Origin of the sequence: Bradyrhizobium sp. CB3481, from assembly GCF_029714305.1 — a bacterium.
Taxonomy (GTDB): domain Bacteria; phylum Pseudomonadota; class Alphaproteobacteria; order Rhizobiales; family Xanthobacteraceae; genus Bradyrhizobium.
In genome coordinates, this window is the sequence record NZ_CP121647.1 from 2,573,906 (window position 1) to 2,593,604 (window position 19,699).

Sequence of the window (19,699 nt, forward strand, 5' to 3'; positions counted from 1 at the left end):
AGTAGACACGCGCGTGGTTTTTCGCTCAAAGTGCCGGTCAAGCCGGTCATCAAAACCGGCGCGGGAAGCGAAGGTGTGCCGCCGATGGGCAGGCATCCCGGGCAAGGACAGGCTGAAATCCGGAAATGGTCACAATAAAAGTCAACAATCTGATCGATTTTGTCACTGACGTTTTCTCGCACGCGGAATCCTCGCCGGAAGAGGCGAGGCGCATCGCGACCTATCTCACGACGGCCAATCTCACGGGACATGACAGCCATGGCGTGATCCGGGTGCCGGTCTATATTCGCTGGAAGAAAACCGGCAACGTTGTTCCCAACCAGACTCCCGAAATCGTCGTCGATACGCCGTCGCTCGCGGTGATCGACGGCAAGTTCGGCTACGGCCAGACCGTGACGCCCTTTGCGGTCCGGACCGGCATCGAGAAGTGCAAGAAGGCGGGACTGTCCGCGATCGCGCTGCGCAATGCCGGGCATATCGGCCGCGTCGGCGACTGGGCGGAAATGGCCGCCGCCGAAGGGCTGGTGTCGGTACATTTCGTCAACGCCGCGGGCTCGCTGCTGGTGGCGCCGTTCGGCGGCGTGCAGAAGCGACTCTCGACCGCGCCTTACTGCGTCGGCATTCCACGCCAGGGGCAGGATCCGATCGTGCTCGACTTTGCAACCTCCATCGTCGCCGAGGGCAAGGTGCTGGTGGCGAGCCGCGGCGGCAAGAAGCTGCCGACCGGCGCGCTCGTCGATGCCGACGGCACGCTCAGCGAGGAACCCTCCGTTCTGTACGGGCCCTACACGCCGGACGGGCCGCGCGACCACACCAAGGGGACCGGCGCAATCCGCGCCTTCGGCGAGCACAAGGGCTCGGGGCTTGCCTTCATCTGTGAGCTGCTCGGCGGCGCGCTGACCGGCACGGGCGCCACCTCGGGCGGACGGCAGTTCGCCAACGGCATGCTGTCCTTCTTTGTCGATCCCAAGGTGATCGACACCGCGGGCTTCTTCGATGGCGAGATTTCGCGCTATACCGACTTCATCCGCCAGACCAAGCCGATCGCCGGCGTCGAGAGTGTCTTGGTGCCGGGTGACCCTGAACGGAAGACGCGCGCCGAGCGGACCAAGAACGGTGTGCCGCTGCCTGACGACACCTGGGCCGCAATCGTCAACACCGCACGCGAGGTCGGCGTCAGCGAGGCCGCCATCCAGCGCGCGGCCAGCTAATCCAATTCACGAACTCCAACAATCGCAACGATCACAAAGGGAAGGCGAGCAATGACTTCAAACAACGTCAAGAAAGTATGGGCCTCCGGCAAGGCCGTGGTGAACGCGTGGCTCGCGATCCCCTCAGGATTCTCGGCCGAAGTAATCGCGCAATGCGGTTTCGACAGTGTCACCGTCGACATGCAGCACGGCGTGCAGGACTATCTCTCGATGGTTCAATGCTTCCAGGCGATGAACGGCCACCCGGTGACCCCGATGGTCCGCGTGCCCTGGAACGAGCCCGGCATCATCGGCAAGGTTCTGGACGGCGGCGCCTATGGCGTGATCTGCCCGATGATCAACACCCCGCAGGAAGCCAAGGATCTGGTTCAGTTCGCCAAATATCCGCCGAAGGGCACGCGCTCAAACGGCCCGATCCGCGCCGGCCTGTACGGCACTGCCGGCTCGTACCAGAAGACGGCCAATGACGAGATCGTGCTGCTGCCGATGATGGAGACCAGGACGGCGGTGGAGAACATGGAAGCGATCCTCGACGTCGAGGGCATCGACGGCGTCTATATCGGCCCGTCCGACCTCGGCTTCTCCTACGGCCTGGTGCCGAAGCTCGACCGCGACGAACCGGAGATTTTGAAGATCTACGAGAAGATCATCAAGGAATGCGGCAAGCGCGGCCTCAACCCCGGCATCCACTGCTCCGGCGCCGAAGGCGCGGTGCGCGCCATCAACATGGGCTTCAAGCTGGTGACGCTCTCGAACGAGGTCGGGTTGATGTCGACCTACGCCAGGATGCAGGTGAACCAGACCAGGAAGGATAGCGCCGGGAAGGCGTAAAAGGCTCTCGTGTCCCGGACGCGGAGCAGCGTGTAACGCTGCACCGCAGAGCCGGGACCTAGTAGTTGCAGCAAGGGTGGGCCCCGGATGCTGCGCAGCGCTTTGCGCTGCGCAGCATCCGGGGCAAGATAGCTAGATTTCAGGAGACACCACAATGACCCCAGCCCCCGTGATCCGCCTGCATCCCGACGACGGCGTGCTGATCGCGCGCGCGAGCCTGCCGCCGGGCATGGTGGTCGCCGACGGCGTCACCACCACCGAGCGGATCCCAGCGGGCCACAAGGTCGCGATCAGGCCGATTGCGGTCGGTGAGCCGGTGCGGCGTTACGGCCAGATCATCGGCTTTGCCACCGCGCCGATCGCGCCGGGCCAGCACGTGCATACGCAGAACTGCGGCATGGGCGATTTCGCCAAGGACTATGCCTATGGCGTCGACGTCAAGCCGGTGCCGAATTTCGATCTGCCGGCGACCTTCGAGGGAATCCGCCGCGCCGACGGCCGCGTGGCGACGCGCAACTATATCGGTATCCTCACCTCGGTGAATTGCAGCGCCCATGTCGCCGGCATCGTCGCCGACATGTTCAAGAAGAATCCGTTCACCGGCGACAATCCGCTGGCCGACTATCCGAATGTCGACGGCGTGGTCGCGCTAACCCACAAGACCGGCTGCGGCATGACACAGAACGAGCCGCTGGCGCTGCTGCGCCGGACCCTCGGCGGTTATGCGCGGCACGCGAATTTCTCTCATGTCGTCGTGCTGGGCCTCGGCTGCGAGGTCAACCAGATCGGCGGGCTGATGGAGGAGCAGAAGCTCGCCGGGCGCCTGCGCGCGATGGACATCCAGGAAGTCGGCGGCACCCGCAAGACGGTGGAAGCCGGCATTGCCTTCGTGAAGGAGGCGCTGACCGACGCTAATAAAGTGAAGCGCGAGCCGGTGCCGGCGAGCGAGCTCACCGTGGCTCTGCAATGCGGCGGCTCCGATGGCTATTCCGGCGTATCGGCTAACCCCGCGCTCGGCGCGGCGAGCGATCTCCTCGTGCGTCACGGCGGCACCGTGGTCCTCTCGGAAACACCGGAGACCTATGGCGCCGAGCATCTGTTGACGCGCCGCGCGGTCAGCCGCGAGGTCGGCGAAAAGCTCGTCGGCCTGATGCGCTGGTGGGAGGAATACACGCAACGCGAAGGCGCCGAGATGAACGCCAATCCGAGCCCCGGCAACAAGGCCGGCGGCCTCACCACGATTCTCGAGAAGTCGCTCGGCGCGATGGCCAAGGCCGGCAGCACCAATCTTGTCGACGTGCTCAACTATGCCGAGCCGATCACCAAGAAGGGTTTTGTCTTCATGGATACGCCCGGCTACGACCCGGTCGCCGCAACCGGGCAGGTGGCGGGCGGCGCCAACATGGTGTGCTTCACCACCGGCCGCGGCAGCGTGTTCGGCTGCAAGCCGGCGCCGTCGATCAAGCTCGCCACCAACACGCCGATGTACAAGCGCATGGAAGACGACATGGACGTCAACTGCGGCACCATCCTCGACGGCGAAGAGACGGTGCAGGAATGCGGCCAGCGCATCTTCGAGCTGATGCTGAAGACGGCATCGGGCCAGCCGACCAAGAGCGAAAGCTTTGACTTCGGCAGCGCCGAATTCGCGCCCTGGGTGCTGGGCGCGACGATGTGAGGGCGGGCAGACTGTCTCAACCGTCATTGCGAGCGCAGCGAAGCAATCCATAGCGCGGCATAACGGAGAGATGGATTGCTTCGCTGCGCTCGCAATGACGGGGGCTCAGCCTGCCCCATAGGCACCCCATGCCCGTTGTTAGTGCTTGATCCCACCCGGAACCGGTGTTCTGCTTAAAAAAGCCGCTGGAGTCTCCGGTCCGTGTCGATCTTCGTCGCACTGCATCATGTCACGCACTACAAATACGACCGACCGATCGATCTCGGCCCGCAAACCGTTCGCCTGCGCCCGGCGCCGCATACGCGCACGCCGGTCCTGAGCTATTCGCTCAAGGTCACGCCCTCCAACCATTTCGTGAACTGGCAGCAGGACCCGCAAGGCAACTGGCTCGCGCGATTCGTCTTTCCGGAGAGGGCGACCGAGCTCAAGATCGAAGTCGACTTCACCGCGCAGATGACGGTCTTCAATCCCTTCGACTTCTTTGTCGAGCCTTACGCCAATTCGTTCCCGTTTCGGTACACCGCCGATCTCAAGACCGAACTGGCGCCCTATCTTGTCACGACGGAGCAGGGGCCGCTGTTCGCAGCCTATCTGAACGAGATTCCGCGCGAGGCCGACAGTTCAGTCAATTTCCTGGTCGAGCTCAACGCCAAGCTTGCGAAGAAGATCAAATATCTCATCCGGATGGAGCCGGGCATTCAGACGCCGGAACAGACGCTGGCGCGCGGCGCCGGCTCCTGCCGCGACTCCGCGTGGCTCTTGATCGAGACGCTGCGGCATCTCGGCCTCGCCGCGCGCTTCGTCTCCGGCTATCTCATCCAGCTTCGGCCCGATATCGATCCGGTCGAAGGTCCGCGCGAGGTCGAAAGCGACTTCACCGATCTGCATGCCTGGGCCGAGGTCTATCTGCCCGGGGCGGGGTGGATCGGGTTCGACGTCACCTCCGGCATGCTGACCGGCGAGGGGCATATTCCCGTTGCCGCCACGCCGCACTACCGGTCTGCGGCGCCGGTCTCGGGCAGTGCCGGCTTTGCCAATGTCGATTTCGGCTTCGAGATGAGCGTCAAGCGGATTCGCGAGGCGCCGCGGATCACGCGGCCGTTCTCCGACGAATCCTGGGCGCGGCTCGATGCGCTCGGCGAACAGGTCGATGCCGATCTCGTCAGTGATGACGTGCGCCTCACCATGGGCGGCGAGCCGACCTTCGTCTCCGTCGAGGATCTGGAATCGCCGGAATGGAATATCGCCGCCATCGGCCCGACCAAGCAGGCGCTGGCGGACGAGCTGATCCGCAAGCTGCGCGCGCGGTTCGCGCCGGGCGGGCTGCTACATTACGGGCAGGGCAAATGGTATCCGGGCGAGAGCCTGCCGCGCTGGGCGTTCGGTCTCTATTGGCGCAAGGACGGCGTGGCGATCTGGAAGAACGCGGATCTGATTGCTGATATCGACAATCCGCGCAAGTCGACCATCGAAGAGGCCAGGGCCTTCACGGAAGCAGTGGCGAAGCGGATCGGCCTCGATGCCGGCTATGTCATACCGGCTTATGAAGACCCCGTGCACTGGCTGCAGAAGGAGGCTGCGCTTCCCGTCAACGTCGATCCGCCCGACTCCAAGCTGGCCGACGCCGAAGAGCGCGCGCGGATGGCACGGGTATTCGATCAAGGGCTCGACAAGCCGAGAGGCTTCGTGCTGCCGGTCCAGCATGAGGACGCCGACGCCTCCGCCTGGATGAGCGAGCATTGGCAGCTTCGGCGCAGCCATCTGTTCCTGATCCCGGGCGATTCCCCGCTCGGGTTGCGGCTGCCGATGGCATCGCTGCCGCACGTTCCGCCGGAAGAATATCCCTACGTCGTTGAACAGGATCCGATGGAGCCAAGGCTGGAGCTTGTGGCCGAGGAGAAGACGGCGGGACCAAAAGGCGCGCAGCGGTCGAAAGCCAAGTCCAAGCCGAAGCCGGTGCGCACCGCTGCATCAGTCGAAATCCGAGATGGCGTGCTGTGCGTCTTCATGCCGCCGGTCGAGAAGGTCGAGCATTATCTTGAACTGGTTGCGGCGGTGGAGGCGGCCGCCGAGGAGATGCAGATCGCGGTTCATGTCGAGGGCTATGGGCCGCCCTATGATCCGCGCATCGAGGTGATCAAGGTGACGCCCGACCCCGGCGTCATCGAGATCAACGTCCAGCCGGCGCAGAGCTGGCGCGAGGCGGTCGATATCACCTTCGGCCTGTATGAGGATGCTGCGAAAGTCAGGCTCGGCGCCAACCGCTTCCTGGTCGACGGCCGCCACACCGGCACAGGCGGCGGCAATCATGTCGTGGTCGGCGGCTCCACCCCGCAGGACTCGCCGTTCCTGCGCCGGCCCGATCTCCTGAAGAGCCTCGTGCTGTACTGGCAGCGCCATCCGTCGCTGTCCTATTTCTTCTCCGGCATGTTCATCGGCCCGACCAGCCAGGCGCCGCGCATCGATGAGGCGCGGCATGACGGGCTCTATGAGCTGGAGATCGCGCTTTCGCATGTGCCGCCGCCCGGCCTCGAGGCGCCGCTATGGCTGGCCGACCGGCTGTTCCGGCACATCCTGGTCGATATCACCGGCAACACCCATCGCGCCGAAATCTGCATCGACAAGCTCTATTCGCCCGATGGGCCGACCGGCCGGCTCGGGCTGGTCGAATTCCGCGCGCTCGAAATGCCGCCCGATCCCAGGATGTCGCTGGCGCAGCAGCTCCTGATCCGCGCACTGATCGCAAAGCTCTGGCGTGAGCCGCAGCAGGGCAAGTTCGTGCGCTGGGGCACCGCGCTGCACGATCGCTTCATGCTGCCGCACTTCCTCTGGGAAGATTTCCTCGGCGTGCTCGATGAGCTCAGGCAGTCGGGCTACGCGTTCTCGCCGGAATGGTATCAGGCCCAGCTCGAATTTCGTTTTCCGGCGTTCGGCCGCGTCCATCATGGCGGTGTCGCGCTCGAATTGCGCCAGGCGCTGGAGCCCTGGCACGTGCTCGGCGAAGAGGGCTCGGCGGGCGGCACCGTGCGCTATGTCGACTCTTCCGTCGAGCGGTTGCAGGTCAAGGCGACCGGCTTTGTCGAGGGCCGCCATGTCATGACTTGCAACGGGAGGCGGATGCCGATGACGCCGACCGGGCGCGCCAGTGAGGCGGTGGCGGCAGTCCGCTTCAAGGCATGGCAGCCGGCCTCCGGGCTGCATCCGACCATTCCGGTCCACGGGCCCCTCACATTTGACCTGATCGACACCTGGAACGGCCGCTCGCTCGGCGGCTGCGTCTACCACGTCGCCCATCCCGGCGGCCGCAACTATGATACCAAGCCGGTCAATTCCTATGAGGCGGAGGCCCGGCGGCTGGCCCGGTTTCAGGACCACGGCCACACCCCCGGCAAAATCGACCCGCCGCCCGAGGAACGCACCATTGATTTCCCTTTGACGCTCGACTTGAGGACGCCGCTCCTGATCTAATCGGAGGCGACGGTCTCAGGGAATCGGAATGTCAGGCCAAGGCACCAGTCAAGGCGATAATCAGGAGATCAAGGCCCGGCCGGGCCAGCGCCGGATGGCGCAATGGACCCGCGATTATGCGCGGCTGCCTGGCATCCCCGACGAATATATCGGCCCCGACGGGACGCCGCGGCCGGCCTGGACCCGCTTCTTCGATGCCTTCGCCGCGCTTTCACCCGTCGATATCGAGCGGCGCTTTGCTTCCGCCGACCGCCATCTGCGCGAGGCCGGCGTCACCTATCGCGCGCCCGGCGAGACCGCCGATCGCCTGTGGCCGCTCAGCCATCTGCCGCTGATCATCGACGAAGCCGATTGGAAGCAGCTGACGACGGGCATCGCGCAGCGCGCGCAATTGCTCGAAATGGTGCTGCGCGATCTCTACGGCGAGGGGCGGCTGGTGGCCGATGGTGCGGTGCCCGCGGCGGCGATCGCCGGCAGCAGCGAATATCTGCGCGCGGTTTGCGGCGTCAAACCGCCGGGTAACCGCTACCTGCATTTCTATGCCGCCGACGTCGGCCGCGGTCCCGACGGACGCTGGTGGGTGCTCAATGACCGCACGCAAGCGCCATCGGGCGCCGGCTACGCGCTGGAAAACCGCCTGGTGCTGTCGCGCGCCTTTTCCGGCCTCTACAAGTCGATGAATGTCGAGCGCGTCGCGCCGTTTTTCGAAGCGTTCCGCGAGAGCTTGCGCGCCAGCGCCGACCGCGACGAGCCACGGATCGGGCTGTTGACGCCGGGCGTCTTCAGCGAAACCTATTTCGAGCACGCGACACTGGCGCGCTATCTCGGCTTTCTGCTGGTCGAGGGCGACGATCTCGCTGTCAGCGGCGACCGCATCCATATCCGCACCGTCGCAGGGTTGAAGCGGCTCGACGTGCTGCTGCGCCGGGTCGATTCCAATTTTCTCGATCCGCTTGAGCTCGATGCCTCCTCGCATCTCGGCGTGCCGGGCCTGATCGATGTCGTGCGCAAGAGTGGCGTCGTCGTCGCCAACATGCCGGGCTCGGGCGTATTGGAGGCGAGGGCGCTGCTCGGTTTCCTGCCGAGCCTGTGCCGGCGCCTGCTCGGCGAGACCCTGATCATGCCGCATATCGCGACCTGGTGGTGCGGCCAGAAATCGGCGCGCGACGAGGTGCTATCGCGGATCGAGGATTTTGCGATCGAGGGCGCGTACGGCCGCGCCGTCCCTGGCTTTTCCGATTATGGGCCCGTGCTGGCCGGCGAGTTGCCGCCCGCCGAGCGCGACCGGCTCCGGCAGGCGATCACTGACCGTGGCATCGACTATGTCGGCCAGGAGCTGGTGCGGCTGTCGACGACGCCGGTGTGGGAGGAGGGGCGGCTTACGCCGCGTCCGTTCGTGCTGCGGGTTTTCGCCGCCGCGACGCCGAACGGCTGGACCATCATGCCCGGCGGCTTCTGCCGGATCGCCGAGCAGGCCGATGCCCGCGCGGTGTCGATGGGCGACGGCGCGCGATCGGCCGACGTCTGGGTGGTATCCGACAAGGCGGTTGCTTCCGCAACGCTGTTGCCAGCGGCCGACACTGTGCGGATCAGGCGCATCGCCGGCGTGGTGCCGAGCCGTGCCGCGGACAATCTGTTCTGGCTCGGCCGCTATCTCGAGCGCGCCGAGGCGACGCTGCGGCTGATCCGAGCGCTCGGCACCTCGACGCGCAATTCGGCCAACGGCGCCTCCGCGCTGCCTTCGGTCGAGCGGATCCAGCGCATTCTGGTGAGCTGGGGCGCCACGTCGCAGACGACGCGGACCAATCCGGCGCGGGTGATCGCCGAGGCGCTGCAGAGCGAGCAGAAGTTCGGCTCGGCGCTTTCGCTGGTCAGGTCCGTGCAGCGCACCGCGAGCTCGCTGCGCGAGCGGCTTTCGCCCGACGCCTGGCAGATCATCACCGAAATGGTGGAGCGCCTCGCGCTGCAGGTCGATGACGACGACAGCATCGTCAGCGCCGCCGAACTGACACTGCAGGAACTGGCGAGCATCGCGGGCCTCGCGCAGGAGAACATGAACCGCGCCGCCGGATGGCGCTTCCTCGACATGGGCCGCCGTGCCGAGCGCGCCATCAACACCGTGCGGTTTGCCCGGCAGTTCGCCTACGACGAGGCGGGCGAGGAAGACCTCGATATGCTGCTGACACTGGTGGATTGCCAGATCACCTATCGTTCGCGCTATCTGGTCGGCCCGGCGCTGGCGCCGGTGCGCGATCTCGCGGTGCTCGATCCCTATAATCCGCGCTCGGTCGCGTTCCAGGTCGCAGCACTGAACGACCACATCGCCGCGTTGCCGAGCCTGAAGGAGCATGGCCTGATCGAGCGGCCGCAGCGGCTGGCGGTGGCGTTGCAGGCGACGCTGACCACGGCGGAAGCTGCAACGCTCGACGTCACCAGCCTGTTCTCGCTCGAACAGGCGCTGCTCAATCTCGCCGATGCCGTCGGCCAGCATTATTTCCCGCACGGACCGCATGCGAGCCGGCCCGAGAAGCTGACGGGCCTTGCGTGATCTACGACATCCGGCACGTCACGACCTATGCGTATGACAGCCCGGTGAGTTTTGCGCGCTGTTCGCTGCGGCTCGAGCCGTGGAGCGGCAACGGGCAGCAACTGATTTCCCACACCGTCGAGATCCGGCCGCGGCCGGCCGAGCGCACAATACGGCGGGATTTTTTCGGAACCCATACCGAGAGCGTGCTGATCGAGGCGGCGCATCGCAATTTGCGCATCGATTCCAGATCGCGCGTTTCGGTCTCGCGCAAGCAGCTTGACCGCGCCGCGCCGAGCCCGTCGTGGGAAGACATCCGCGAGGCAGCCTTTGAATCCAACAGCCTCGGCCCGATGTCGCCGGTCGGCTACGTCTTTGCGAGTTCGCTGGTGCCGGTAGATGCGTCGGTCACCGCCTATGCCGCCGTGAGCTTCGCGCCGGGCAGCGGCATCGTCGCCGGCGCCGCCGATCTGATGCGCCGGATTCGCAGCGACTTCAGATACGACCCCAAGGCAACGGTGATTTCTACGCCGCTCCGCGAAGTGTTCGAGAAGCGTCACGGCGTGTGCCAGGATTTTGCCCATGTGATGATTGCCGGCCTGCGCGGCCTCGGCCTGCCGGCGGCCTATGTCAGCGGATACCTGCGCACCATTCCGCCTCCGGGCCAGCCACGCCTGCAGGGCGCGGACGCCACGCACGCCTGGGTGTCAGTGTGGTGCGGCGCCGCGATCGGCTGGACCGGTTTCGATCCGACCAACGATCTCATCGTCGAGAACGATCACATCATTCTGGCGGTCGGACGCGACTTCTCCGACGTCTCGCCGGTCGACGGCATCATCGTCGGATCGCGCAAGCAGAAACTCGGCGTTGCCGTCGACGTGCTGCTGGTGGAGTGAAATGCCCGCTTCCTCAACGTCATGGCGGACTTGTCCCGGCCATCCACGTTCTTTTGTGAGTGCCCAAGACGTCGATGCCCGGGACAAGCCCGGGCATGACGAGTTTGGGGATACAGGCGATTGCCTGTCGGCAAACGGGAGGAGGCCTTAAGTCCCGGTCTTCCGCATCTGCTCGGAGGCATCCGCGCGCAGGTCACGGAAGAATTTTTCGACCTCGCGTGACAGCGTCTCCGCAGTCGCCGTCAGCTCGCTGGAGGCGGTGAGAACGGAGGCGGCCGCGGTGTTGGTGGTGCCGATCGACTCGCTCAGCGAGTTGATGTTGACCACCAGCGTTCCGTTGCCTTGCGCCGCCAGTTGCGCGTTCGACGAAATCTCGCGCGTTGCCGAATCTTGCTGTTCGATCGCGCTGGCGATGATCGAGGTCACCTCGTTGATCTCGCGCACGGCATTGCCGATCTCACGAACCGCCTCGACCGAGGTCTTGGTCGAGGTCTGGATTAGCCCGACATTCTGGCCGATTTCGGCGGTCGCTTTCGCGGTCTGCTCGGCCAGCGCCTTGACCTCATGGGCGACCACGGCGAAGCCGCGGCCGGCGTCGCCCGCGCGCGCGGCCTCGATCGTTGCGTTGAGCGCGAGCAGATTGGTCTGCTCGGCGATCGCCTGGATCAGGTTGAGCACGCCGTCGATGCGCTGGGTCGCGGCCGCAAGCCCCTCGATTTCCGAAACCGACTTTTCGGTGCGCTGGCCGGCCTGCTCGACGGCGCCGGCCGACTGCCGAACCTGGCGGCCGATTTCCTCGACGGAAGCGGACAGTTCCTCGGCGGCGCTGGCAACGGCGGAGACGTTGCTGGACGCCTGCTCGGTCGCGCCGGAGGCGGCCACCGCGCGGCCGCTGGCATCGGAGGAGACGCTGGCGATGGTCTGGGCGGTGTCGCGCATCGCGGTCGCATTGTCGGTGACGGCGCGTACGACGCCGCTGATGGCTTCGCGGAAGGCGTCGACTGAGGCCTCGATATGGCGGGAGCGCTCATCGCGCGCCTTGGAATCCTCCAGCACCTGCGAATTCAGGTTGCGGTTGCGATCCATCGCTTCCTGGAAGATCTTGATGGCGCGGGCGAGAGCGCCGATCTCGTCGGCACGGCCGGTATGCGGAACTTCGACGCCTTCGTCGCCGTCGGCGACCTGCTTGATGGTCGAGGTGATGGCCGAAAGCGGCCGCGCGATCGAGCGCGCGATGATCAGGACGCCGATCACGACCACCGCCAGCGCCATGACGCCGAGGCAGGTCAGCACAAAGGCCATCGTGTGATTGGTGTCGGTCTGCAGTGCAAGCTTCTTGCTGCGCTCGGCATAGACCTTCGACAGCGCCTCGAGGTCCTTGTTCAGCGCGGTGCGCACTTGGCGGTTGGCGTCGTTGTCGCCCCATTCGCGCCCCGCAGCCCCGTTGATCTCGACGCCGCGGCGCACCAGCTCTTTACGGAAATCGACGAACTGCTCGATGCGCTTTTTGAAGGTGGCGAACTGCTGGGCGTCGTCGGCCTGCACCAGCGCCTCCCAGTTCTTGACGACTTCGAGAATGCGGGCGTTGAACTTGAGCAGCCCGTCGCCGTACTTCTTCACCACGGGAGGCTCTGATGACATGTAGATGCCGCGCGATTCCATCACGACCGCATAGACCAGCGAATTGATGCGCTCGACATTGAGCGCAGCGCGGCTGGCGATCGAGACCGCTTCGGTGAGTTCGGCGTTCTGGCGCGTGTTGTAGTCGGACAGGGCCGTGATGGCCGCGACCAAGACCGCGAACAGCGCGAAGATCGAATACAATTTGGCTGCAAGCGAAAACCGGGATGCCATGGCGCCACCAAAAACGAGCAGGGGATATTGCAATTCAGGGGTAGCAAGACGCCGGCGCAGGTCCAGCGAATGCCGCCAACATGGGCAAAGTGTGCTGAACTTTGATGGACATTGTCTTAACGCGTGAAATCGCAAAATCTGCAACTAAAGCACAATAATCCAGCTGGTTCAGGTGATTACGAGCCCTCTGCGAATTGCAGGGGCGGGAAATTTCGGCAGCATCCCGCGACCACAGCGAGCCTCTGGTATGCCACCGCAATTGCAGGTCGCTGTTTAGGCGGAGCAGAGGCGCGCGGTCTTTCGTGACAGCGGCGGCAACCGAAAATAGTTCTGCGTCGCATTGCGCAACCGAAAGAATAGTTCTCACGAGGCGCATTCCTCATCGCCAGAGATCCCTTCACCGAATCAAGTTAGACAAGAGCAAGGGACGGAAGCTGGAGTTTCCGCTGCGCTCCCTGGGCAATGATAAGAACTGGACCTGATGACTCAAACTGCGATCCTGTCGGGCAATGCCGATCTCTATCTTCACGTGCGGGTGCTGATCGGAATCATTCTCGGGCTCAGCGTGACGCGCCTGGTCAGCGGCATCGCGGCAATCGTCCAGCACCCCAAACGCTACCAGATCTGGTCCGTTCACCTCGGCTGGGTGGCCTGGGCGCTGGTCAACGTAGTGACGTTCTGGTGGTGGGAATTCCGCCTGAGCCTCATCCCGCACTGGACGTTCGGCCTTTATTTCTTCGTCTGCGCCTATGCATCGATGTATTTCTTCCTCAGCGCGCTGCTGTTCCCGCAGGATCTTGAGGAATACAAGGGCTATCAGGACTACTTTCTGTCCCGCCGGCGCTGGTTCTTCGGCTTTGCGGCTCTCACCGAAGCGCTCGATGTGATCGACACCTGGATCAAGGGCGACGCGCATCTGCAGTCGCTCGGACTGGAATATCTCGTATCGGTCGTGGTCTTTATATTGATCTGCGGCGTCGCCGCGGTGACGCGGAATGTGAAATTCCACGCGCTGTTTGTGCTCGGCGCGCTGGTCTACGAGATCAGCTTCTTCGCCCGTTATTATCACACGCTGAACTAGCCGGGAGGCGGCCGGACAGCGAGCGCCGTGCTGAAAAAAACGACCACCTCTTCTTCCGCATCGTCGCGCGCAAGGTGATAGGATAGCGTTGCCATCGGGCTGATACGGTTTTTGGGAAACTCAGCATGGTCTATCGCCAGGTCATCGGTGCGACCTCCTACGTGTTCGGCGATTTGCGCGAGCTGCTCGCCAAGGCGACGCCGCCGCGGTCCGGCGACCGTCTTGCCGGCGTGGCGGCCGAAAGTGCCGAAGAAATGATCGCGGCGCGCATGGCGCTCGCCAATGTGCCGCTCAAGCAGTTTCTCAACGAGGCGGTGGTCCCTTACGAGGAGGACGAGGTCACACGGCTGATCATCGACAGCCATTCGGAGCCGGCTTTTGCGCCGATTTCCGCGCTGACCGTCGGCGGCTTCCGTGACTGGCTGTTGTCCGACGCCGCAACCGGCGAAACGCTCACGCGTGTTTCGCGCGGGATCACGCCGGAAATGGCGGCTGGCGTCTCCAAGCTGATGCGCAACCAGGATCTGATCCTGGTTGCGAGCAAATGCGCGGTAACCACGGCGTTCCGCAACACCATCGGCCTGAAGGGGCGGATGAGCGTGCGGCTGCAGCCCAACCATCCGTTCGACGACACCAAGGGCATCACCGCGTCGATCCTCGACGGCATTTTGCTCGGCTCGGGCGACGCCTGCATCGGCATTAATCCGGCGAGCGACGATCCGGCCGTGATCGGCGAGCTGCTGCGGTTGCTCGACGGCATCATCTCGCGGCTGCAGATCCCGACCCAGGGCTGCGTGCTCGCCCACGTCACCACGACGCTCGGCTTGATCGGGCAGGGCGCCCCGGTCGACCTGGTGTTCCAGTCGATCGCTGGAACCGAGGCCGCCAACCGCAGCTTCGGCGTCGATCTGAAGCTGCTCCGCGAGGCGCGCGAGGCCGGGCTGTCGCTGCGCCGAGGCACGGTAGGCGACAATGTAATGTATTTCGAAACCGGGCAGGGCTCGGCGCTGTCAGCCAATGCGCACCGCAACGTCGACCAGCAGACCTGCGAGGCGCGCGCCTATGCGGTGGCGCGGGCGTTCGATCCGCTGCTCGTCAACAGCGTGGTCGGCTTCATCGGCCCGGAATATCTTTATGACGGCAAGGAAATCATCCGTGCTGGCCTCGAGGATCATTTCTGCGGCAAGCTGCTCGGCCTGCCGCTCGGTGTCGACGTCTGCTACACCAACCATGCCGAAGCCGATCAGGACGACATGGACAATCTGTTGACGCTATTGGCCGCCGCCGGCGTCACCTTCATCATGGGCGTGCCGGGCGCCGACGACGTCATGCTGAACTACCAGTCGACCTCGTTCCACGACGCGCTCTATGTCCGCGACCTCTTCGGATTGAAGCGTGCGCCGGAGTTCGACGACTGGCTGGTCCGGTCAGGCCTTGCGAATGCCGATTTCCGGCTTGCGGGCGACGCGGGGCTGCTGCCCGAATTTGCCTCACGGCTGATCGCCTGAGCGGCAGAAGGGCCCGGCCCAACGCCTTCATATTTTAGTGCAACCAATTGAACCCGCTACGAGTTAGCAGACACTGTCACAATATTGAAGAATTGCTGGTCCAGCTTTCAATGTCGTGCTTAAATTCGTGTCAGCCTTGAGGAAATTTGATGAGAGCTGAAGGCCTTAGAACGGTACGGCGTATCCTGTGCGTCTTCCCGCGCTATACGTCTTCTTTCGGTACGTTCGAGCACGCTTATCCCCTGACCGACGGCGTCCAGGCGTTCATGCCGCCGCAGGGCCTTCTCTTGATCGCGGCCTATCTTCCGGCGAACTGGCCGGTCCGCTTCGTCGACGAGAATATTCGCCCTGCCTCCAGGGAGGATTTCGAATGGGCGGAGGCGGTGTTCGTCAGCGGCATGCACATTCAGCGCCAGCAGATGAACGATATCTGCCGCCGCGCGCACGCCTTCAATCTCGCCGTGGCCATCGGCGGACCGTCGGTAAGCGCGTGTCCGGATTATTATCCCTCGTTCGACTATCTCCATGTCGGCGAACTCGGCGACGCCACCAACGAACTACTCGCGCGTCTGGCGGATGATCCCTCGCGCCCGGCGCAGCAGGTGGTGCTGAAGACCAATGACCGGCTGTCGATGACCGAGTTTCCGATCCCGGCCTACGAGCTGGCGGAAGTGAAAAAATATCTGCTCGGCAGCATCCAGTTTTCCAGCGGCTGTCCCTATCAGTGCGAGTTCTGCGACATTCCCGGCCTCTACGGACGCAACCCGCGCCTGAAGACGCCTGAGCAGATCGTTGCCGAACTGGACCGCTTACGCGAATGCGGCATGACCGACACGATCTATTTCGTCGACGACAATTTCATCGGCAACCGCAAGGCTGCGCTGGACCTGCTGCCGCATCTGATCGAATGGCAGAAGCGGACCGGCTACGTCGTGCGGCTGGCTTGCGAGGCGACGCTGAACATTGCCAAGCGGCCCGAGATCCTGGAGAAGATGCGCGAGGCGCAGTTCGTCACCGTGTTTTGCGGCATCGAGACGCCGGATCCGGATGCGCTGCACGCAATGCACAAGGACCACAACATGATGGTCCCGATTCTCGAAGGTATCCAGACCATCAATTCCTACGGCATGGAGGTCGTCTCCGGCATTCTCATGGGGCTCGATACCGATAAGCCGGGCACCGCGGATGCGCTGCTCAAGTTCGTCGATGACTCGCGGATTCCACTGCTGACGATCAATCTGCTGCAAGCGCTGCCGAAGACGCCGCTGTGGGATCGGTTGGAGCGCGAAGGACGCCTGGTCGACGACGACGGCCGCGATTCCAACGTCGAATTCCTGATGCCCTATGAGGAAGTCATCAGCTCCTGGAAGCGATGTATGGAGATCGCCTACGAGCCGGCGAAGCTGTTCGCGCGCTATCAGTATCAATGCGAATATACCTACGCCAACCGTATCAAGGTGCCGGTTGCGCCCGAGATGAAGAGCTGGAGCAACATCCGCCGCGCGCTGATCATGCTGCGCAACATCTTCTGGCAGGTCGGCGTGCTCGGCGATTACAGGCGCGTGTTCTGGAAGTTCGCATTTGGGCGGCTCCGGCGCGGCGATATCGAGGGGTTCATCGGCTCCGCTACCATTGCGCATCATCTGATCAAGTTCGCGCGTGCCGCATCCGGTGGCCAGCAGAACGCGTCCAACTACTCGATCCGCCTGCGCGAGGCCTCTGTCCCTGCCGAGTAGCAAAAGATGAAAACGCCGGCGCCGCCGTCACGCCCGCTCGAAGCCCTGCGGGAGCTGACGCCGGCGCGCGTCGGGCTCGGCCGCTCCGGCGCCAGCATGCCGACCGAGGCGCTGCTCGCCTTCACGCTCGATCATGCCCGGGCGCGCGACGCCGTTCACGCCGTCTTCGATGGGCAGCGCCTCGTCATGGAGTTGGGTGGTCTCGGCCTTGAAGTGAGGACGGTTTCCAGCCAGGCGCGTAACCGGCGCGACTATCTGCGTCGTCCCGATCTCGGTCGCATGCTCGATGCGGACTCGCGTCGCGCGTTGGAGAAGCCGGGCGGCGCAGGCAAGATTGCGATCGTGATCGGCGATGGCCTCTCGCCGGTGGCCGTCAATATGCATGCGGTCGAACTGGTTCGTCAGCTTGTGCCGCGCCTGACGGAGGCGGGTGTTCCGTGCGGCCCTGTCGTGGTCGCCTCGGGGGCGCGCGTCGCGCTGGGCGACGAGATCGGCGCCGTGCTCGGCGCGCGGATGGTGGTGATGTTGATCGGCGAGCGGCCCGGCCTGTCGGCGCCCGACAGCCTCGGCGCCTACCTGACCTTTGCGCCGCGCATCGGCCTTACCGATGAGAAACGCAACTGCGTGTCCAACATCCACGGCGCGGGGCTGGGCTATGACGAAGCCGCCTTCAAGATAGCTTGGTTGGTGCGTGAGGGCATCGCGCGCGAGGTGACCGGCGTCGCGCTGAAGGACGAGAGCGGAACCGCGCTGATAGCCGCCAAGCCCCGCGATTGAAGGACCGAAAACGTTCCGGCCTGTGGCCGCGCTGCCGTTGTGAGCCAATTCGCGCCTGATATAAGCGGGCGAGAAGCGGGCAGGGACAGGCGATGGAGAAGACGGGGGCACGACCGACGGCCGCAAGCAAGCCTGCGATTGCTGACGCATTCCGGCTCGATATCAACGCGCTCCGCGCGTTATCGGTGGTCGCTGTCCTCGGCTTTCACTTCAAGATACCGGGTTTTGCTGGCGGCTTTGTCGGCGTCGATGTCTTCCTGGTGATCACCGGCTATCTCATGACGGCGAAGGTGCTGAACGAGCTGAAGCTCGGCCGATTTTCGCCGTGGACTTTCTGGATGATGCGGATGCGCCGGATCTATCCTGCGCTCGCGGTGCTCACCATTGCGTCAGTCATCGTCGGCTGGTTCGTGACCCTGCCGGCCGAATATCTGCGGCACCTGCTCCAGGCACTATCGGCGCTGACCTTGTTGTCGAACTTCGCCTTCAAGAGCGACAGCGGCTATTTCGCCATGGCGGCCCAGACCAAGCCGCTGCTTCACACCTGGTCGCTTTCGCTGGAATGGCAGTTCTATTTCTTCATGCCGTTGATCGTTGGCCTGGTGTGGCGGCTTGCCTCGCGCTCCACGTCGGGGATCACTGCGGTGATCGTGACGCTGCAGATCTTCGCTGCCCTGTCATTGGCGTGGTGTCTGTGGGCAAGCGAGCAGGATGCAACGGGCTCATCCTACTTCTCGCTGCAGGCGAGAGCCTGGGAGCCGCTGGCTGGCGGATTGATCGCCGCAGCAGAGGTCCGGCGCCGATCCGAAGGATCAGCCGGTCGCTCCTGGCTGCAATCGCCGGTCGCTGCGCTCGCAGGCTGGGCGCTGGTCGCCGGCTGCGTCGTCTATCCCTTGCCTGAAGCGCGATGGCCCGGCTTGCTCACGATCCTGCCGATCCTGGGCTCGGCCATCATCATTGCGGCCCGACAGGGGAGCCACGAAGCCGGTTTGCTGGGGGCGGCTGCGATCCAGCGCGTCGGCGACTGGTCCTATTCGATCTATCTTTGGCATTGGCCGGTCTGGGTTTTTGCACTGAGCTGGCTATCCGTGCGCGGGTATGGCGTGGGCCCCACGCAGAAAACGTTGATGGTGCTCATCTCGCTGGCGCTCGGCGCGATCTCCTATCGCTATGTCGAACAGCCCTTCAGAATTCGAAAGGATTTGTGGACGCCGCGCAGGCTGCTGGGAGCATCCATCGTCTCGTTCACGCTGTTGGCAGGCTTCGTATCGCTGACTTTCCTCAATAAGGGTTTTCCGGGCAGGCTGCCGGAATATCTGTTGTCCGCCGAACTGGCGAGAAGAACCAGCACACCGCGGGACGAGTGCTTCAGAAATGCCAACTCCACCAAGAAGGCGGCCGAGGCCTATTGCAGCTTCGGCAGCGCGCCGGCCGCCGGCAAGCCGACTGCGATCCTGTGGGGTGATTCCTATGCCAACCAGTATCTCGAGCCGATTTCGGCGGCGGCGCTCGACAACGGCATCCATGGCTTGATCGCGACCCAGAGCGCATGCAGGGCCTTCGTCGACGACGACGCTGCATACGCGGACGATCAGCCGCCATGCCGGCAGTTCAACCGCGCGACGCTCGCCTTCGTGTTGGCGCAGGCCGGGCCAAACATTGTCGTGCTCAACAGCAACGGGAGTGGCGGGGCCGAGATGTCCGCCCTGGCGGAACGCCTGTTGTCGGCAGGCAAGACCGTCGTCGTGATTATGCCGCTACTGGAGATCGGCTTCGACCTGCCGCAGCGCTGGATCGAAAACCAGATCCGCGCCGGCAAGGCGATCAGCGAATGGAAGGTTGAGGCTGGCCCCGCCATTACCAGAAGCGCCTTCCGGGAGGAGATCGCGCACGCGTTGGATCGGTATCGGGATAGTCCCCACCTCATCAAGGTCGATCCGCTGCCTGTCGTCTGCGAGCAGGGCTATTGCTACCTGATCCGGGACGGGCATGCCAATTTTCGCGATGCCGCCCATATCTCCAACGTCAATGCGCTCCAGTATCGCGGCCTGTTCGACGCTGCGTTCCGCGCGGCGCTGCGCGGGCGGACCGAAGCCGAGAAGAAGAAAGACTGAGCGCCGTGCCAGTTCGGG

The 19,699-nt window shown here is 64.2% G+C and carries 12 protein-coding genes; 11 read left to right on the forward strand and 1 reads right to left on the reverse strand.

Annotated features, from left to right (window positions below):
- Positions 1-125 precede the first annotated feature (125 nt).
- The 6 genes from QA643_RS12315 (at position 126) to QA643_RS12340 (ending at position 10,611) form a co-directional block, all read left to right on the forward strand.
- Positions 126-1,211 (forward strand): malate/lactate/ureidoglycolate dehydrogenase, encoded by a 1,086-nt coding sequence (locus QA643_RS12315; RefSeq protein WP_283033423.1) that lies wholly within the window; start codon positions 126-128, stop codon positions 1,209-1,211.
- A gap of 51 nt (positions 1,212-1,262) precedes the next feature.
- The gene (locus QA643_RS12320) at positions 1,263-2,042 is read left to right on the forward strand and encodes an aldolase/citrate lyase family protein (protein WP_283033424.1); all 780 of its coding nucleotides are present in this window, start codon (positions 1,263-1,265) and stop codon (positions 2,040-2,042) included.
- A 154-nt stretch (positions 2,043-2,196) separates the two neighbouring features.
- Positions 2,197-3,720: an altronate dehydratase family protein gene (locus QA643_RS12325; protein ID WP_283033425.1), complete on the forward strand. Its 1,524-nt coding sequence runs from the start codon at positions 2,197-2,199 to the stop codon at positions 3,718-3,720.
- 201 nt (positions 3,721-3,921) lie between these two features.
- Positions 3,922-7,188: a transglutaminase family protein gene (locus QA643_RS12330; protein ID WP_283033426.1), complete on the forward strand. Its 3,267-nt coding sequence runs from the start codon at positions 3,922-3,924 to the stop codon at positions 7,186-7,188.
- A gap of 28 nt (positions 7,189-7,216) precedes the next feature.
- Positions 7,217-9,736, forward strand: coding sequence for a circularly permuted type 2 ATP-grasp protein (locus QA643_RS12335; protein ID WP_283033427.1), 2,520 nt, complete (start codon positions 7,217-7,219; stop codon positions 9,734-9,736).
- Complete coding sequence (locus tag QA643_RS12340; protein WP_283033428.1) at positions 9,733-10,611, forward strand: transglutaminase family protein; 879 nt, start codon at positions 9,733-9,735, stop codon at positions 10,609-10,611. The genes QA643_RS12335 and QA643_RS12340 overlap by 4 nt, the downstream gene beginning before the upstream one ends.
- Before the next feature lie 147 nt (positions 10,612-10,758).
- Here the strand turns inward: QA643_RS12340 and QA643_RS12345 are convergent, their stop codons facing one another.
- A complete protein-coding gene (locus QA643_RS12345; RefSeq protein ID WP_283033429.1) occupies positions 10,759-12,465 on the reverse strand; it encodes a methyl-accepting chemotaxis protein in 1,707 nt (568 codons plus the stop codon).
- A gap of 481 nt (positions 12,466-12,946) precedes the next feature.
- On the opposite strand from QA643_RS12345, the gene QA643_RS12350 reads away from it, so the two are divergent.
- From QA643_RS12350 to QA643_RS12370, 5 genes are all read left to right on the forward strand, one after another.
- Positions 12,947-13,546: a hypothetical protein gene (locus QA643_RS12350; RefSeq protein ID WP_283033430.1), complete on the forward strand. Its 600-nt coding sequence runs from the start codon at positions 12,947-12,949 to the stop codon at positions 13,544-13,546.
- Positions 13,547-13,671: 125 nt separating this feature from the next.
- Positions 13,672-15,054 (forward strand): ethanolamine ammonia-lyase subunit EutB, encoded by a 1,383-nt coding sequence (locus QA643_RS12355; RefSeq protein ID WP_283033431.1) that lies wholly within the window; start codon positions 13,672-13,674, stop codon positions 15,052-15,054.
- A 149-nt stretch (positions 15,055-15,203) separates the two neighbouring features.
- Positions 15,204-16,790 (forward strand): B12-binding domain-containing radical SAM protein, encoded by a 1,587-nt coding sequence (locus tag QA643_RS12360; protein WP_283033432.1) that lies wholly within the window; start codon positions 15,204-15,206, stop codon positions 16,788-16,790.
- Positions 16,791-16,796: 6 nt separating this feature from the next.
- Positions 16,797-17,567 carry an ethanolamine ammonia-lyase subunit EutC gene (eutC, locus tag QA643_RS12365; protein ID WP_283033433.1) on the forward strand — a complete coding sequence of 257 codons (771 nt, stop codon included), beginning with the start codon at positions 16,797-16,799 and terminating at the stop codon, positions 17,565-17,567.
- Positions 17,568-17,659: 92 nt separating this feature from the next.
- Positions 17,660-19,681, forward strand: a complete 2,022-nt coding sequence (locus tag QA643_RS12370) for an acyltransferase family protein (protein ID WP_283033434.1) — start codon at positions 17,660-17,662, stop codon at positions 19,679-19,681.
- Positions 19,682-19,699 lie beyond the last annotated feature (18 nt).

What these genes read in the sequence shown, in the direction of transcription:
- QA643_RS12350 (WP_283033430.1), top strand. Translation starts at nt 12,947, where the DNA reads ATGACTCAAACTGCGATCCTGTCGGGCAATGCCGATCTCTATCTTCAC.
- eutC (WP_283033433.1), top strand. Translation starts at nt 16,797, where the DNA reads ATGAAAACGCCGGCGCCGCCGTCACGCCCGCTCGAAGCCCTGCGGGAG.
- QA643_RS12360 (WP_283033432.1), top strand. Translation starts at nt 15,204, where the DNA reads ATGAGAGCTGAAGGCCTTAGAACGGTACGGCGTATCCTGTGCGTCTTC.
- QA643_RS12370 (WP_283033434.1), top strand. Translation starts at nt 17,660, where the DNA reads ATGGAGAAGACGGGGGCACGACCGACGGCCGCAAGCAAGCCTGCGATT.
- QA643_RS12345 (WP_283033429.1), bottom strand. Translation starts at nt 12,465, where the DNA reads ATGGCATCCCGGTTTTCGCTTGCAGCCAAATTGTATTCGATCTTCGCG.
- QA643_RS12335 (WP_283033427.1), top strand. Translation starts at nt 7,217, where the DNA reads ATGTCAGGCCAAGGCACCAGTCAAGGCGATAATCAGGAGATCAAGGCC.
- QA643_RS12325 (WP_283033425.1), top strand. Translation starts at nt 2,197, where the DNA reads ATGACCCCAGCCCCCGTGATCCGCCTGCATCCCGACGACGGCGTGCTG.
- QA643_RS12355 (WP_283033431.1), top strand. Translation starts at nt 13,672, where the DNA reads ATGGTCTATCGCCAGGTCATCGGTGCGACCTCCTACGTGTTCGGCGAT.
- QA643_RS12315 (WP_283033423.1), top strand. Translation starts at nt 126, where the DNA reads ATGGTCACAATAAAAGTCAACAATCTGATCGATTTTGTCACTGACGTT.
- QA643_RS12320 (WP_283033424.1), top strand. Translation starts at nt 1,263, where the DNA reads ATGACTTCAAACAACGTCAAGAAAGTATGGGCCTCCGGCAAGGCCGTG.